Source organism: Microbacterium sp. PRC9, assembly GCF_031844125.1.
GTDB lineage: Bacteria > Actinomycetota > Actinomycetes > Actinomycetales > Microbacteriaceae > Microbacterium.
Genome location: NZ_JAUZUR010000005.1, coordinates 1 through 13,904 on the forward strand (window position 1 = coordinate 1; position 13,904 = coordinate 13,904).

The window sequence follows — 13,904 nt, forward strand, 5'->3', positions numbered from 1 at the left end:
GTCCCGATCCGTCAGCGCGGGCCGTGGCGGACCGTCGAGCAGGTCGAGCTCGCGACCCTCGAATGGGTGTGGTGGTGGAACAACCAGCGCCTCCACGGCGAGCTCGATATGCGCACCCCGATCGAGGTCGAGACCGCGTACTACGCTGACCTGGAATCAGCCCAACCGGCACGTGCCGGACAAGAAATCCGATAGGAACGAAAGTCAGGCCGATTCAAACCGCTGGATCCGATGAATCAGGGTGCCTGCCCCCACCCCGAGCGCCGCGGCCACATGCGCAGGCGCGGGGACGGTCTCGATCGTCCCCGCCTGAGCTACGACGTTTCGCGGTCGGGGTGGACACGAGTCGGCTCTCGACCGGGGTCCGACCGAGAAGGGAGGTATGAGCTGTTCTCCTGCCGTCCGGGGATGAGCACTTGCGTCCCCCTCCCTGCCGAGCTTCGACATACCCGCCTTCGCGGAGCAGCGCGACAACTTCACGTCCCTCGCCCGCGACTCGGGCCGCCCTGATCCCGACGCAGAAGTCTTCAAGCACGAGGCATCTGCTGACGGGGTTGTCGAGCAACTTGGCTGCCAAAAGGTACCCCTCTGAGCTCGGCTTGCCCCGAGCCCCCTATTGCGCGGCGATCCTCACGCGCGGCTGAGGAGGCGCTCCGCCGAAAGACGCGCGCGCTGAACGGCCTGTCGCCCGGACGAGACACATGCCCCGCGACTAGGCGGGAGACTCTGAAGCAGACTACGCGCCCCGGCAAGGCTCACGGCGGCGACCGCGGTGGATGCCGACATGGCGAGCGCGGCCGCACGGGCCTCCGGCGGGAAGAACTTGTCCACCACGTCTAGTGCCCGTTGTGTGGCGGCCTCGGCGACGACCGCGTCAGCGGGTACACCCGAACCGCTCGGCGACAGGGCACCGGGCGGCATCGATGGTGGCGTCCGAGTCGGTGAGGGCGTCGTCGATATCGAACAGCACGGCGTCGAACTCGTAGCACCCTCCCGGCGTTGTCAAGACGATCATGGGGCGTGCTGCCACCTACGAGCGGACCTCCGCGTCCGTGTGCTCTGGCTCGGGCGTGCCGTACCGGGCCCGGTGTCGCTTCATCATGATCCGCACGAAGATCAGCATGATCATGGCGTAGACGGCGACGGCGACGAGGAAGAACAGGCCGTTGCGGGGGTCGCCGGTGACCTGGCTGATGTACCCGACGCCGAACGGACCGAGGAAGCCCCCGGTGGCGCCGAGGGTGTTGATCATGGCGAGCCCTGCGGCGGCGGCGGCGCCGGTGAGGACCTGGGAGGGCAGACTCCAGAAGATGGGCTGACCGGCGAAGATCCCGAACGCTGCAACGCAGAGGAACACCATCTGCAGGGCGGGTTGCGCGAGCACGGCGCTGAAGGTGAACCCGACAGCGGCGAGCCCGAGGGTGACCCACATGTGCAGGTAGGGGGTCTTGGTGCGTTCCGCGTTGCGCGGGATGACCACCAGCGCGACCGTCGCGGCAAGCCACGGGAGGGTGGACAGCCATCCGGTGGCGATGGTGCCGACGCCCATGTTGGAGATGATCTGCGGCAGCCAAAGTCCGAGCCCGTAGCCGATGAGGGAGTAGGCGATGAAGAACATGGCGAGCAGCCACACCCGCCCGTCCAGCAGCACACGCAGCGGCCTGTGCAGTTTCACCGCGCCGGTGCGGACGTCGCTGACTTCGAGGTCGCTCTGCACGCGGGCAACCTCGGCCGGGGTGAGCCACTTCGCATCCGCGGGCGTATCCGGGAGGGTCTTGAGCACCACGAAGGCGAGGAGGACCGGGGGGATGCCGACGATGATGAACAGCCACTGCCAGCCGGCAATCCCGGCGACCCCGTCCATCCCGTCAAGGATGGTCGCGGAGATGGGTCCGCCGATGGCCAGGGCGATGGGGTTGGCGAGGAGGAACAGTCCGACGATGCGGGCGCGGCGGGTGCTGGGGTACCAGCGGGTGATGAGGTAGAGGATGCCGGGGTAGAAGCCGGCCTCGGCGACGCCGAGCAGGAAGCGCAGGATGTAGAAGGTGAGCTCACTGTTGGTGAGGGCCATCGCGACGGTCACGATGCCCCAGGAGATCATGATGCGTGCGAACCAGCGGCGGGGTCCGACGCGGGTGAGGATCAGGTTGCTGGGGATCTCGCACAGCGCGTAGCCGATGAAGAACACACCGGCGCCGAACCCGAAGGCGGCGTCGCTGAGTCCGATGTCCACGGACATCTGCAGTTTCGCGAACCCGACCACGGTGCGGTCGATGTAGGCGAACAGGTAGATGACGACGAGCAGCGGCAGCAGCCGCCAGGTGATTTTGGAGTAGACCGCGTTCATTGAGGTTTCCGTCTGGTACGTGAAGGGGGGAGGTGGTGTCGGAGCCGGCCGCGTGATCGGGGTGGCCCCGACACCACTTGGTCAGGCTTTGAGGACGACGAGCTTCTGCTCGGTCATCTCCTCGACGGCGTACTTGACGCCTTCGCGGCCCTGCCCGGAGTCTTTGACGCCGCCGTAGGGCATGTGGTCGGCGCGGAACGAGGGCGGCACATTGACGAGGACCGAACCGGCCTGCGCGTCGCGGGCGTACCGCATCGCGGTGGCGAGCGACGCGGTGTAGATGGCGGTGTTCAGCCCGTACTTCGAGTCGTTCACCTGGGCGATGGCGGAGTCGACGTCGGGGACGGTGACGACGGACACGACCGGGCCGAACACTTCCTCGCACACGATCCGGTCGACCTGGGCGGCGTCGGCGACCAGGGTGGGGGCGAGCACGGATCCCTCGACGGTTCCGCCGGCGAGGATCTTCGCGCCCCGCTGGGTCGCCTCTTCCAGCCAGCTGCTGATCCGCTCCACTTCGGCGTCGGCGACAAGCGGACCCACCAGGGTGGTGTCCAGGTTCGGGTCCCCGGTGGGCACGGCCGCGAACTTCTCAGCCACCAGGTGCAGGTACTGGTCGGCGGCGGCCGCTTCGACGTAGACGCGCTGCAGGGACACGCAGGCCTGACCGGAGTTGCTCAGCGCGGCGGTGATGGTGTCGGTCGCGGCGCGTTCCACGTCGGCGTCGGCGGCGACGACCATGGCGGTGTTGGAGCCGAGCTCGAGCACGTGCATCTTCTGCGGTGCGGCGGCTTTCAGCTGCCACCCCACCTTGGACGAGCCGGTGAAGGTGACCACCGCGACCCGCGGGTCCTCCTGCCAGGTGGTGACCACTTCGGCCGGGGTGCCGGTGACCAGGTTGAGGTACCCGGCGGGGATCCCGGCCGCTTCGAATGCCTCGGTGAGCAGCCCGGCGGTGAGCTTGGTGCGATCGGACGGCTTCAGCACCACCGGGCAGCCGGCCGCGATCGCGGGGCCGATCTTGTGGATGACGAGGTTGACGGGGAAGTTGAACGGGGTGATGGCCGCCACGATCCCCCGCGGCTGTGCGATCGTGAACCCGATCATGCCCACCCCGCCTTCGGTGGCGTCCATCGGCACCGTCTCGGACGGCAGCCGGCGGGCCTCCTCCGCGGCGAACCCGAGGGTGCCGACCGCGCGGGACACCTCGGTGCGGGATGCGGTGATGGGTTTGCCGACCTCCGCGGTGATCATCGCCGCGAACTCCTCGGCATGCGCGGCGATGTATGCGGCGGTGCGTTCGAGGACTTCCGCCCGCTGGTGGACGGGGAACCCGCGGCGCAGCGCGGCCTCAGCGGCGTCCACGGCGTCCTTCGCGTCGGCGGCGGAGGCCCGGTGCACCACCCCGATCGGCTCCCCACTCCACCGATCCACGACCTGGGTGGTTTCGGCCGCGGCACGCCAGGTGCCGTCGATGAACAGTTTCTGCTCGCGCATTGGTCTTCTTCCCTGGCTGTCAGTGGGTGGGGGTGGGTTCGCGGTCTGCGGCGACAAGGCGTTGCAGCACCGCGTCGCTCATTTCGGTCGTGCTCGCCGTGCCGCCCAGGTCACGGGTGCGGACCCCGTCTCGCAGTGCGGATTCGAACGCGCGGGTCAGGTCGGCGGCGGCGTCGGTGTGGCCGAGGTGCTCGAGCATCATCGCGCCGGTCCAGATCTGCCCGATCGGGTTCGCGATGCCCTGCCCGGCGATGTCGGGGGCGGAGCCGTGCACAGGTTCGAACAGCGACGGGAACTCCCCCTCCGGGTTCAGGTTCGCGCTCGGGGCGACACCGATCGACCCGGCGATGGCGCCGGCCAGGTCGGAGAGGATGTCGCCGAACAGGTTCGATGCCACGATCACATCGAACGCGCCAGGCCGCAGGATGAGCTTGGCGGCGAGGGCGTCGATGAGGATCTTCTCCAGCTGCACACCGGGGTAGTCGGCGAGCACTTCCTCGACGACCTCGTCCCAGAACGGCATGGTGTGGATGATGCCGTTGGATTTCGTGGCGGAGGTCACCAGTCCACGCCGGGTAGTGGCAAGGGTCGCGGCGTATCGGGCGGCCCGGCTGACGCCCTTACGGGTGAACACGTTCTCCTGGATGGCGGCCTCCTCGGGAAGGCCCCGGAACACGCGTCCGCCGATCTCGGAGTACTCGCCCTCGTTGTTCTCCCGCACCAGCAGCAGGTCGATGTCGTCGCCACCGCGCACCGGGCTGCTGATGCCGGGCAGGGCGCGCACGGGGCGCAGGTTGATGTACTGCTGGAACTCCCGGCGGATCGGGATCAGCAACCCCCACAGCGTCGCCACGTCCGGGATCTCGGGGAGCCCCACGGCGCCGAGGAAGATCGCGTCGTGCTCGCCGAGCACCTGGATGCCGTCTTCCGGCATCATCGCCCCGGTCTGCAGGTACAGGTCCGACCCCCACGGGAGGTGGTTCCATTCCACGGTGGTGCCGTACCGGGCGAGGGCGGCGTCGATGCAGGGGATCGCCGCGGGGACGACCTCCTTGCCGATGCCGTCTCCGGCGATGACCGCGATTGTCTGGGTGCTCATCGGGTTGCCTCCTGCGGGGTGATGAAGACCTTGTCGAACGTGCCGTCCCGCTGCGCCTGCAACGCGGCCTCGATGTCGTCCAGGCCGAAGAACCCGGCGTGCAGTTCGGACAGCGGTAGTGAGGGCAGCAGGTTCGCGGCGCGGCGGTGGGTGAACGGGTTCAGCGCGGTGCCCAGCAGGGTGAGTTCCTTCGCGTAGATCTCGTTCGGCTTCACGGAGGCGACATCGTCGGGGCGGGCGACACCGAACAGCAGGATGTTCGCGCCGCGGGCGGCGATGCTGATGGCCGACTCGAGGATGCGGGAGGAGCCCACCGCATCCACGACGTACGGGAAGCCGTTGCCGGCGGTCGTGTCCTTCACGACCTGGTCGAAGTTCGGGTCGCGCGGGTCGATCGCGATATCGGCGCCGACCCGAAGTGCCAGGTCGCGGCGCTGCTCACGCATCTCGATGGACACCACCGGGGCAAGGCCGGCGAGCTTGGCCAGGGCGATCAGGATCGCGCCGGCCGGTCCGGCGCCGAAGATCGCGATGGGCAGGCCGGAGCGGGCGTCCAGGCGGTCCATCGCGTGCACGGAGCAGGCGATCGGTTCGGTCAGTGCGCCGAAGTGCGGCGGGGTGTCGGCGGGGAGTTTGTAGGCGATGGTTTCCGGGACGACGAGTAGCTCCGCCATCCCCCCGTCCAGGTGCACCCCCGGCGCCAATCGGTTCGGGCACATGTGCGGTTTGCCGAGCTGACACCAGATGCACGTGCCGTCATAGATGTGCGGTTCGACAGTGACCAGGTCGCCCACGGCGAGGGTGGTGACGGCGGAGCCGACCTCGGCGACGCGGGCGCAGATCTCGTGGCCGAGGACCATCGGCGGGCGGCTGACGAAGTCCCCGTCAACGATGTGCGTGTCGGTTCCGCAGACGCCCACCGCGAGCGGCTGCAGCAGCACATCGTGCGGTCCGTAGGTAGGGCCGGGAATCTCGTCGACGCTGACGACATGGTTGCCCAGGAAGCGGACGGCTTTCATTGTGAGTCCTCACTGATTAGGTGGATGGGTACGAGGGTGACGGGTATGCCCCGCCCCTGAAGGGAGACGAGCAGGGAGGGGTCCACAGCGTCGTCGACGATGACATGGTCGAGAGCGTCGAGGGCGGCCACCCGAGCCATCGCGGTGGTGCCGAACTTCGAGGAATCGCACACCAGCACCACCGTGTCGGCCGCCTCGATCAGTGCGCGTTTCACGCCGGCGTCGTAGTCGTTGCCGCAGAACACGCCACGGTCGTTGATCCCACTGGCACCGAGGAAAAGGGTGCCGACATGCAGGTGCGAGATCGCCGCAGTCGTCATCGGACCACTGAATGACAGCGACGTGGCGTGGAACGTGCCGCCCAGCACGGTGAGCTCCACCTCCGGCAAGGAGGCGATAGCAGTGAGCACAGGCAGGCTGTGCGTGATGACGTGCAGCTGCGAGCCGGCTGGGAGAGAGGTTGCGACCATCCCGGTGGTTGTCCCCGCATCGATCGCGATGATGCCGTTGCCCGGAAGATGGTCCGCAGCAGCCCTCGCAGCGAGGAGCCGCTTCACGCTGCGTGAGGTCTCGGACCGCTCCGCGAAATCTCTCCCCCCTTGTGACGCGGCGCTCACACTGACGACCCCGCCGCGCACGCTCCGCACCGTCGACTCACCCTCCAGCCGGCTGATGTCCCGACGGATCGTCATCTCCGACACCCCGAACTCCACCGCCAGCTCCGCGGTCGTGCAATAGCCGCTCTCCTCCAACATCCGCAGCAGACGTGCCCGCCGCGCAGGCGCCGACAACTCAGCCATGACGCTCATCCCGCGACCGCACGCTCCCGCACAAAACCCGAGGCGGCCGGACCGCCGCCGGTCTGCACGCTGCCAATCATCATTCTTATCTCCTCGTCGAGACCACTTCCTGGTGAGGACCTCGAAGCTTCCAAGTAGCTCGCCGGTTCACTGCCCGACCCGCCACACTGCCGTGCTTCGCCACCGAATCTAGAACAAGTGCGTTCGAAAAACAACATTAGACGTCCTGACATGTTTGTGTTCGAACATCTTCCGCCTATACTGGCGGGGCACCACACACCGGAGATCGCGAGGAAGCACCCATGGCCCACAGAGCATCCGTCGTCTGCGTCGGCAGCGCCATCCTCGACACCATCGCCCTCGTCGACCGGCTCCCCGGCGAAGACCAACGGGTGGAAGCCGACCAAGTCGTCATCGCCGGCGGGGGAAACGCCTCCACCTCGGCGGTCGCCATCGCCCGACTCGGCGTGGACGTGGAGTTCAGCGGCATCGTCGGCGACGACGAGGCGGGCGCAACAGTGCTCGCCCAGCTCGAGGCCGAAGGCGTCGGCACCTCCTTGGTGGAGCGGCGCGCCGGAGTCGAGACATCGCACAGCGTGGTCGTCGTGTCCCGCGAGTCCGGGGCGCGCGCCATTCTCACCCGTCCGGCCGTCACCCCGGACCGCATCCCGTCAGGGTTCGACTGGGTCCACGTCGACAAGGCCGGCTACCGCGCCCTGGCACAGGGCGGTCGGATCTCCTCAGCAGTCTCCCTCGACGACGGCAATCCGGTGCCGGGCCTGGACCTCAATCTCATCGACCTGTACGTGCCGACCGCGATCGTGCTGCGGGAACGCTTCCCCGGCCAGAGCGCAGAGGACGGCGCCCGGGAGGCGCTGCGGCTGGGCACGACCACCGTCGTGGCCACCGACGGCGCTCACGGCTCGTTCGCCGCCACCCGAGACCAGCTGGTTCACTCCCCGGGCCTTCCCATCACCCCGCTGAGCACCCTGGGGGCGGGGGACGTGTTCCACGGCGCGCTGCTCGCGGCAATCGTGCTGGGTAAGCCGCTGCAGGAGGCGATCCGCTTCGCCAACGTCACCGCCGCGCTGTCCTGCCGGGCACTGGACGGTCGCAGCGGGATTCCCGACCGTACCGAAGTGGAAGCCGCGCTGAGCGACCTGCCCTGACCGCCGCCGCATCCTCGGCAGGCGCCGCGCTGCCGTACCCCTGAACCGACGACACCAGAAAAGAACGAGGAAGATGACTGACTCCACTGACACCACCGTCGCGCCGACCATCGATGCACTGCGCGGGCCGAGCGGCACGTTCGCGATGCTCGCGATCGACCAGCGCGAGTCGCTGCGCGCGATGATCGCCGCCGGATCCCCCACGGCCACGGCAACCGACCAGGATCTGGTCGACTTCAAAACCACCGCATCCCGCCTCCTCACCCCATACGCCACCGCCGTGCTCCTGGACCGTGCGTACGGGCTTCCGGCCGCCGCCGTCGCGGCCTGCCCAGTGATCCTCGCCGCGGACATCCTCCACCAGGAGCCGGGCGGACCAGTCACTGGTGCCTCACTCGACGAGGGTGTCAACCCTGAGCTGGTGTCGTCAGTGGGCGCGGCCGCCCTGAAGATGCTGGTGCCGTGGCTGCCTGACGCCCGCGACGAGGCGATTGCGCTGTCCGCCGCGTTCATGGACCTCTGCCGGGCGGCGGGCGTCCCTGGAATCGTCGAGGGTGTCGTGCGGCCCGCCGATATCGCCAGCTGGTCGGACGAACGCCGTGACGCCGCCCTGGTGCAGGCCGCCAAAGACCTCGCCGTCACCGGGCCCGACCTCTACAAGGCTGAGATCCCTTCGTACGGTCGCGGTCCTGCGACCGTCATCACCGAAGTCAGTGCTCGCATCACCAACGTCCTGGACTGCCCCTGGGTAGTGCTCTCCTCCGGGGTCACGGCCGACGACTTTCCCGCCGCGGTCGCCGCATGCCTGGACGGCGGCGCGGAAGGATTCCTCGCCGGCCGGGCAGTGTGGGCGGATGCGCTCCGCGCCGATGAGACCGACGCATTCCTCGCCGCCGAATCCACCGCGCGACTGCGCGCACTGACCGCTGTCGTCACCCGCTGACCCAAAGGGTGGACGGGTCCCGCCGCGCGGTCCCGTCCACTACCAGCACCGCGGCCTTCCGGCCACCGAGCCCGCGTCCAGCAGGATAGAGGCATGAGCGCAGCAGAAGACCGACGACGCACCCTCCTCGCCATGGTGGTCGAGCAGGGATACTGCACCACCACAGAGCTGGCCCGAGTCCTCGCCGTCTCGGAGATGACCGTTCGCCGCGACGTCGCACGCCTAGAAGCCGGCGGCAGGCTCCGCAGCGTGCACGGCGGGGTGACCCTCTCCGGGTCGGCCGACCTGACCGGCACCCGATTCGACGAACGCGCCGTCTCCCACGCCGAACACAAACGCGCGATCGCCCGTGCCGCACTCCGGTTCCTGCCGAGCAGCGGCATCATCGCCATCGATGCCGGCACCACCACAGCCGAGCTGTGCCCGCTGCTGCCCACCGACCGGCCCCTGACCGTCGCGACCTACTCGCTGCCCGTCCTGACCGCCACCGCCCGAATGACCAATATCGAACAGGTGAGCCTGGGCGGCGTACTACACCGCGACTCGCTCTCCTACGCCGGACCGATGACCGCTCACGCCATCGAGAACCTCAGTATCGGCACCCTCTTCCTCGGCGCCTCCAGCATCGGCGCCCGCGGCCTGTTCTGCGCCAACGACTTCGACGCACTCACCAAACGCGCCCTCATCGACGTCTCCGACACCGTCGTCCTGCTCGCCGACTCCTCCAAGCTCGGCCGCGGCTCCTTCGCCCGCATCTGCGGCTTCGACAAGCTCCACCACGTCATCACCGACACCGACATAGAAACCGCCGGCGCCGACCTGCTGCAAAGCGGCGGCGCCGAGCTGATCATCGCTCCTTCATAGGGCTCGCACAGCCAAAACATCACGACTGCATCACGCAGTGTTGTTTTTCGCACAGTTTTGGTAATCTCTCCTCCATGGTTGTTGCTTTAGCAACAGTCCCGGTTCAGAGTCGCACGGACATGTCCGTCGATTCCCGGCTCTGAGAGTCGATCTGTGGAGGAACAATGCAACGTCGCAAGTCCATCGTCGTCAAGACACTTGGTGTCGTCACCGCAGCTGCACTACTGCTAACCGGCTGCGCGGGGGGTTCAACCGCGGCCGAGGATCCCGGGGATGTGAGCGGCGCCTTCGATTGGAAGCGCTACGAAGGTGAAACAATTCGCTTCGTCGCGGGGCTGCAGCCGTGGCAGGCGCAGATCGAGCCGATGATCGCTGAGTTCGAGGAACTCACCGGGATCGACGTCGAGATGGAGGCGCTGCCCGAGGACCAGTTCCGCCAGCGCCTGCAGGTGGAGCTGACGGCAGGCTCCGACGCCATCGACGTGTTCATGTCCTCCATTCAGCAGGACGGTGCCCGGTTCGCCAGCTCCGGCTGGTACGAAGACCTCACCCCCTACATCGAGAACAAGTCGCTGACCTCCCCGGACTACGACTTCGCGGACTTCAGTGAGAGCGTGCTGGAGGGACACACCTTCGACGGGGTGCTCTCTGCCCTTCCCATCCAGCTGGAAGTGCAGATGCTGTTCTACCGCAAGGACCTGCTGGAGGCCGCCGGGTACGACGCACCGCCGGCCACCCTCGACGAGCTCGAGGAGATCGCCGAGGCCACCAGCGACCCGGCCAACAATGTGTACGGGTGGGCCGCGCGTGGCAAGCGTGCCGCGGCAGTGACGCAGCTGACCAGCTTCATCCTCAACCACGGCGCCGAGTACATGGTCGACGGTGGGGCCGCGTTCGACAGCCCCGAGGGTGTCGCCGCGATCAAGGACTACGGGCGCCTGATTCGCGAGTACGGCCCCAGCGGTTCCACCAACAACGGCTGGGAAGAGCTTCTGGCGCTGTTCCAGGCCGGCAGCCTCGCCCAGTGGGCCGACAACAGCGGCCAGGCCGCGGCGCTGCGCGACCCGGCACAGACCCCGTTCGCCGACCAGGTCGGCTACGCGCCGATGCCCGCCGGTCCTGAGAGCGACGCGCAAACCTTCTTCGGGTGGGCGTCCGCCATCTCCTCCAACTCCGAGCACAAGGGTGCCGCCTGGCTGTTCCTGCAGTGGCTGACCTCCCCGGAGACCGTCGCGGCGCTGCAGGCCACCGGGATCCCCGGCGGACGGCAGTCAGTCGAGTTCGGGCCCGACGTGCCGACCGAGTTCGTCGAGGCGTTCCAGACCGCGCTGGCCACCGCGCAGCCGCAGCTGCCGCAGGTGCAGTCGGTGCCCGAGGTACGCGACGTCATCGGCGACGCGATCGTCTCCTCCATCCAGGGCGACGACGTGGAAGCTGCCACGGCCACCGCAGCCGAACAGTTCAACCGCATCGTCGAGCTCGAGGCGCGTTGACCGATGGCCTCATCGACTGTCCTTCCGGTCCCGCCCACGCTTTCCGCGGGCGGGGCCGGAAGGCCCACCCCCACTCCCCCGTGGCAATCCCCTGGCCAGCGCATCTCAGCGTTCATCGACCGTCACGTCCTCGCCGTCTTCGCCACACCCGCGGCCGCGTTCATCGTCCTCACGATGGCGTTCCCGGTCGTGTTCACTATCTACCTGTCGCTCACGCACTGGGTCGGTGGCGCCAACCGGCCCCCGGAGTTCGTCGGGCTGGACAACTTCATCCGGCTGTTCACCGACGACCCCCGGTTCTGGGGTGCCACGTTCCGCACCATCGCCCTGACCACCGGCGCGGTCCTGGCCCAGACCGTCCTGGGGGTGGCGATCGCCGTGCTGCTTCACCGCAAGTTCGTCCTCAGCGGCCTGGTCCGCAGCGTCGTACTGTTGCCCATGATTGCCACCCCGGTCGCCGTGGCCCTGGTCTGGCGACTGATGTTCAACCCCCAGCTGGGGGTCTTCAACGACATCCTGCAGCGCCTCGGCCTGCCCGCCAGCGACTGGCTCGCCGACCCGAACCTTGCGCTCTGGCTCATCGGGCTCGTCGACACCTGGGAATGGGCGCCGCTGATCGCACTCATCACCCTCGCCGGCCTCACCGCTCTCCCCGAGGAACCGTTCGAAGCGGCGTCCATCGACGGCGCGAACGGGTGGCAGCGGTTCTGGCACGTGACGCTTCCGATGGTGCGCCCCATCGTCGTCGTCGCCGTCGTGTTCCGCCTCATCGAAGCACTCAAGACCTTCGACATCATCCTCGTGATGACCAACGGCGGACCCGGCTTCGTCACCGAAACCCTCAACATCTACGCCTACAACATCGCCTTCCAGTACCAGCAGCTGGGATACGCCGCCGCGCTGCTCATCGTGTTCTTCCTGCTCGTACTGCTGGTGTCCTCATCCGTGCTGCGGCTGCGACGCTCGAAGGAGTCTTAATATGTCCACCACCGCGCTGCGCACCTCTCGGAAAACCATCCGCGCCATCGGGTTCTACCTGCTTCTCGCGGCGATGCTGGTGCCGTTCCTGTTCGTGTTCTGGTACATGATCACCACGTCCCTGAAATCGCCCCAGGACCTGTCCGCATCCACCTTCCAATGGACGTTCACCCCCACCCTGGACAACTACACAGCGGTGCTGCAGCAGACCGACTTCCTCCAGTTCGCCGCGAACTCGATGATCGTCGGCCTCGGCTCCGTCGCCATCGCGCTGCTGCTCGGCCTACCCGCCGCGTACGCCATCGCCCGCTACCGTGCCCCGAAACTGGCGCTGGTCATCCTGTCGTCCCGCATTACTCCGGGCATCACCTTCCTCATCCCGCTGTTCATCATCTTCAGTGGGCTGGACTGGATCGACACCTACCAGGCGCTCATAATCGCCCACCTGCTCATCACCCTGCCCATGGTGACCTGGCTGATGATCGGGTTCTTCGAAGAGCTTCCGCAGGAGCTCATCGACTCCGCTCGGGTCGACGGCGCCAGCGCCATCCGCACCTTCCTGCAGGTCATCCTCCCCGTCACCCGCGGCGGCATCGCGGCCGCGGCGATCCTGGCGTTCATCTTCTCCTGGAACCACTTCATGTTCTCCGTCGTCCTCGCCGGCCGGAACACCCGCACCCTCCCGGTCGCGGTGTTCGAGTTCATGTCGTACGGGCAGATCAACTGGGGAGCCATCGCCGCCGCCGCAACCGTGATGACCATCCCCGTCGTCATCCTCGCCCTGTTCGCCCAGCGCCACATCGTGCAGGGCCTGGCCGGCGGAGCAGTCAAGGGATGACCACCGACAGCATGACGGCCCCGGTCGCGTGGGTGACCGGGGCCTCCTCCGGGATGGGACGTACCTCAGCCCTTGCTCTGGCAGAACAGGGTCATCCCGTCGCGCTCACCGCTCGCCGCGCCGACCAGCTCGAACGCACCGCCGACGAGATTCGGGCCAGCGGTGGGTCCGCGCTCGTCGTCCCCGCCGACCTCTCCCGCCCCGGCACCGCGAGCACGACCGTGAAAAGAATCGCGGACGAGTTCGGTCCCGTCGGGGTAGCAGTGTTCTCCGCCGGGCTGAACACGAAAGAGCGGATGTGGGACGGGCTGCGCCCCGACGAGTTCCGTCGCATCCTCGAGCTCAATCTGTCATCCATCGTCGAAGCCACCACCGCGCTGCTCCCCCGCATGCGCGAACACGCAACGGGACAGCTGATCCTGATCTCCTCCTGGGCTGCCTGGCGGCACTCGCCTGGAGCCGGCGTCGCGTACGCGGCCAGCAAGACCGCACTGGGCGCGATCGCGGAAACCCTCAACGCCCAAGAAGGACGCCACGGCATCCGCGCCTGCCACCTCTGCCCCGGCGACGTGAACACCGACTTCCTCGACCACCGCCCCACCGAAGTGCCCGCGGGCGCGCGAGCGCAGATGCTCGACCCCCAAGACGTCTCCCGCGCGGTGGCATTCATTGCCAGTTCGCCAGCCTCGGTATGCGTGAACGAATTGGTGATCACGCCCACCGGAGGTGGGTCCTACCGGTAGATCATGGCACGACGCGGAGTTCCCGGATCCTGCCGAGCCAGTACCGGAACATCTCCTCCGTGTCGATGCAGTCCGCGAACCCCGCTTGGCGCAGCGCGATCGTGCTCAGCAGTA

General features: G+C 67.8%; 14 protein-coding genes. 8 read left to right on the forward strand and 6 right to left on the reverse strand.

Annotated elements, in window-relative coordinates; translation table 11 throughout:
- Positions 1–195: IS3 family transposase (locus Q9R33_RS11740; protein ID WP_311293844.1), on the forward strand; the 195-nt coding region annotated here is incomplete at its 5' end.
- 679 nt (positions 196–874) lie between these two features.
- Here the strand turns inward: Q9R33_RS11740 and Q9R33_RS11745 are convergent.
- The 6 genes from Q9R33_RS11745 to Q9R33_RS11770 form a co-directional block, all read right to left on the reverse strand.
- On the reverse strand, positions 875–1,015 hold the full coding sequence (locus Q9R33_RS11745) for a hypothetical protein (protein WP_311293845.1): 141 nt from the start codon (positions 1,013–1,015) through the stop codon (positions 875–877).
- A 15-nt stretch (positions 1,016–1,030) separates the two neighbouring features.
- Positions 1,031–2,347 carry an MFS transporter gene (locus tag Q9R33_RS11750; RefSeq protein WP_311293846.1) on the reverse strand — a complete coding sequence of 439 codons (1,317 nt, stop codon included), beginning with the start codon at positions 2,345–2,347 and terminating at the stop codon, positions 1,031–1,033.
- An 81-nt stretch (positions 2,348–2,428) separates the two neighbouring features.
- Positions 2,429–3,844, reverse strand: a complete 1,416-nt coding sequence (locus Q9R33_RS11755) for an aldehyde dehydrogenase family protein (protein WP_311293847.1) — start codon at positions 3,842–3,844, stop codon at positions 2,429–2,431.
- A gap of 19 nt (positions 3,845–3,863) precedes the next feature.
- Entirely contained in the window at positions 3,864–4,943 is a 1,080-nt protein-coding gene (locus Q9R33_RS11760; RefSeq protein WP_311293848.1) for a tartrate dehydrogenase, read from the reverse strand.
- On the reverse strand, positions 4,940–5,962 hold the full coding sequence (locus Q9R33_RS11765) for an alcohol dehydrogenase catalytic domain-containing protein (RefSeq protein WP_311293849.1): 1,023 nt from the start codon (positions 5,960–5,962) through the stop codon (positions 4,940–4,942). The genes Q9R33_RS11760 and Q9R33_RS11765 overlap by 4 nt, the downstream gene beginning before the upstream one ends.
- A complete protein-coding gene (locus Q9R33_RS11770) occupies positions 5,959–6,762 on the reverse strand; it encodes a DeoR/GlpR family DNA-binding transcription regulator (RefSeq protein ID WP_311293850.1) in 804 nt (267 codons plus the stop codon). Before Q9R33_RS11770 ends, Q9R33_RS11765 begins: the two co-directional genes overlap by 4 nt.
- Before the next feature lie 302 nt (positions 6,763–7,064).
- Between Q9R33_RS11770 and Q9R33_RS11775 the strand changes: the two genes are divergently transcribed.
- The 7 genes from Q9R33_RS11775 to Q9R33_RS11805 all read left to right on the forward strand — a co-directional run bounded on the left by Q9R33_RS11775 (position 7,065) and on the right by Q9R33_RS11805 (position 13,790).
- On the forward strand, positions 7,065–7,931 hold the full coding sequence (locus tag Q9R33_RS11775) for a PfkB family carbohydrate kinase (RefSeq protein ID WP_311293851.1): 867 nt from the start codon (positions 7,065–7,067) through the stop codon (positions 7,929–7,931).
- A gap of 73 nt (positions 7,932–8,004) precedes the next feature.
- Positions 8,005–8,874, forward strand: coding sequence for an aldolase (locus Q9R33_RS11780; RefSeq protein WP_311293852.1), 870 nt, complete (start codon positions 8,005–8,007; stop codon positions 8,872–8,874).
- A gap of 93 nt (positions 8,875–8,967) precedes the next feature.
- On the forward strand, positions 8,968–9,738 hold the full coding sequence (locus tag Q9R33_RS11785; protein WP_311293853.1) for a DeoR/GlpR family DNA-binding transcription regulator: 771 nt from the start codon (positions 8,968–8,970) through the stop codon (positions 9,736–9,738).
- 164 nt (positions 9,739–9,902) lie between these two features.
- Positions 9,903–11,231: a sugar ABC transporter substrate-binding protein gene (locus tag Q9R33_RS11790; RefSeq protein ID WP_311293854.1), complete on the forward strand. Its 1,329-nt coding sequence runs from the start codon at positions 9,903–9,905 to the stop codon at positions 11,229–11,231.
- A 3-nt stretch (positions 11,232–11,234) separates the two neighbouring features.
- Positions 11,235–12,209 carry a sugar ABC transporter permease gene (locus Q9R33_RS11795; RefSeq protein ID WP_311293855.1) on the forward strand — a complete coding sequence of 325 codons (975 nt, stop codon included), beginning with the start codon at positions 11,235–11,237 and terminating at the stop codon, positions 12,207–12,209.
- Position 12,210: 1 nt separating this feature from the next.
- Positions 12,211–13,047, forward strand: a complete 837-nt coding sequence (locus Q9R33_RS11800) for a carbohydrate ABC transporter permease (RefSeq protein ID WP_311293857.1) — start codon at positions 12,211–12,213, stop codon at positions 13,045–13,047.
- A complete protein-coding gene (locus tag Q9R33_RS11805; protein ID WP_311293858.1) occupies positions 13,044–13,790 on the forward strand; it encodes an SDR family NAD(P)-dependent oxidoreductase in 747 nt (248 codons plus the stop codon). The genes Q9R33_RS11800 and Q9R33_RS11805 overlap by 4 nt, the downstream gene beginning before the upstream one ends.
- The last annotated feature ends 114 nt before the right edge of the window (positions 13,791–13,904 follow it).

Bases quoted from the DNA above. Each gene is read 5' to 3' on its own strand.
- Q9R33_RS11745 (WP_311293845.1), bottom strand. From the start codon at position 1,015: ATGATCGTCTTGACAACGCCGGGAGGGTGCTACGAGTTCGACGCCGTG.
- Q9R33_RS11750 (WP_311293846.1), bottom strand. From the start codon at position 2,347: ATGAACGCGGTCTACTCCAAAATCACCTGGCGGCTGCTGCCGCTGCTC.
- Q9R33_RS11755 (WP_311293847.1), bottom strand. From the start codon at position 3,844: ATGCGCGAGCAGAAACTGTTCATCGACGGCACCTGGCGTGCCGCGGCC.
- Q9R33_RS11760 (WP_311293848.1), bottom strand. From the start codon at position 4,943: ATGAGCACCCAGACAATCGCGGTCATCGCCGGAGACGGCATCGGCAAG.
- Q9R33_RS11765 (WP_311293849.1), bottom strand. From the start codon at position 5,962: ATGAAAGCCGTCCGCTTCCTGGGCAACCATGTCGTCAGCGTCGACGAG.
- Q9R33_RS11770 (WP_311293850.1), bottom strand. From the start codon at position 6,762: ATGGCTGAGTTGTCGGCGCCTGCGCGGCGGGCACGTCTGCTGCGGATG.
- Q9R33_RS11775 (WP_311293851.1), top strand. From the start codon at position 7,065: ATGGCCCACAGAGCATCCGTCGTCTGCGTCGGCAGCGCCATCCTCGAC.
- Q9R33_RS11780 (WP_311293852.1), top strand. From the start codon at position 8,005: ATGACTGACTCCACTGACACCACCGTCGCGCCGACCATCGATGCACTG.
- Q9R33_RS11785 (WP_311293853.1), top strand. From the start codon at position 8,968: ATGAGCGCAGCAGAAGACCGACGACGCACCCTCCTCGCCATGGTGGTC.
- Q9R33_RS11790 (WP_311293854.1), top strand. From the start codon at position 9,903: ATGCAACGTCGCAAGTCCATCGTCGTCAAGACACTTGGTGTCGTCACC.
- Q9R33_RS11795 (WP_311293855.1), top strand. From the start codon at position 11,235: ATGGCCTCATCGACTGTCCTTCCGGTCCCGCCCACGCTTTCCGCGGGC.
- Q9R33_RS11800 (WP_311293857.1), top strand. From the start codon at position 12,211: ATGTCCACCACCGCGCTGCGCACCTCTCGGAAAACCATCCGCGCCATC.
- Q9R33_RS11805 (WP_311293858.1), top strand. From the start codon at position 13,044: ATGACCACCGACAGCATGACGGCCCCGGTCGCGTGGGTGACCGGGGCC.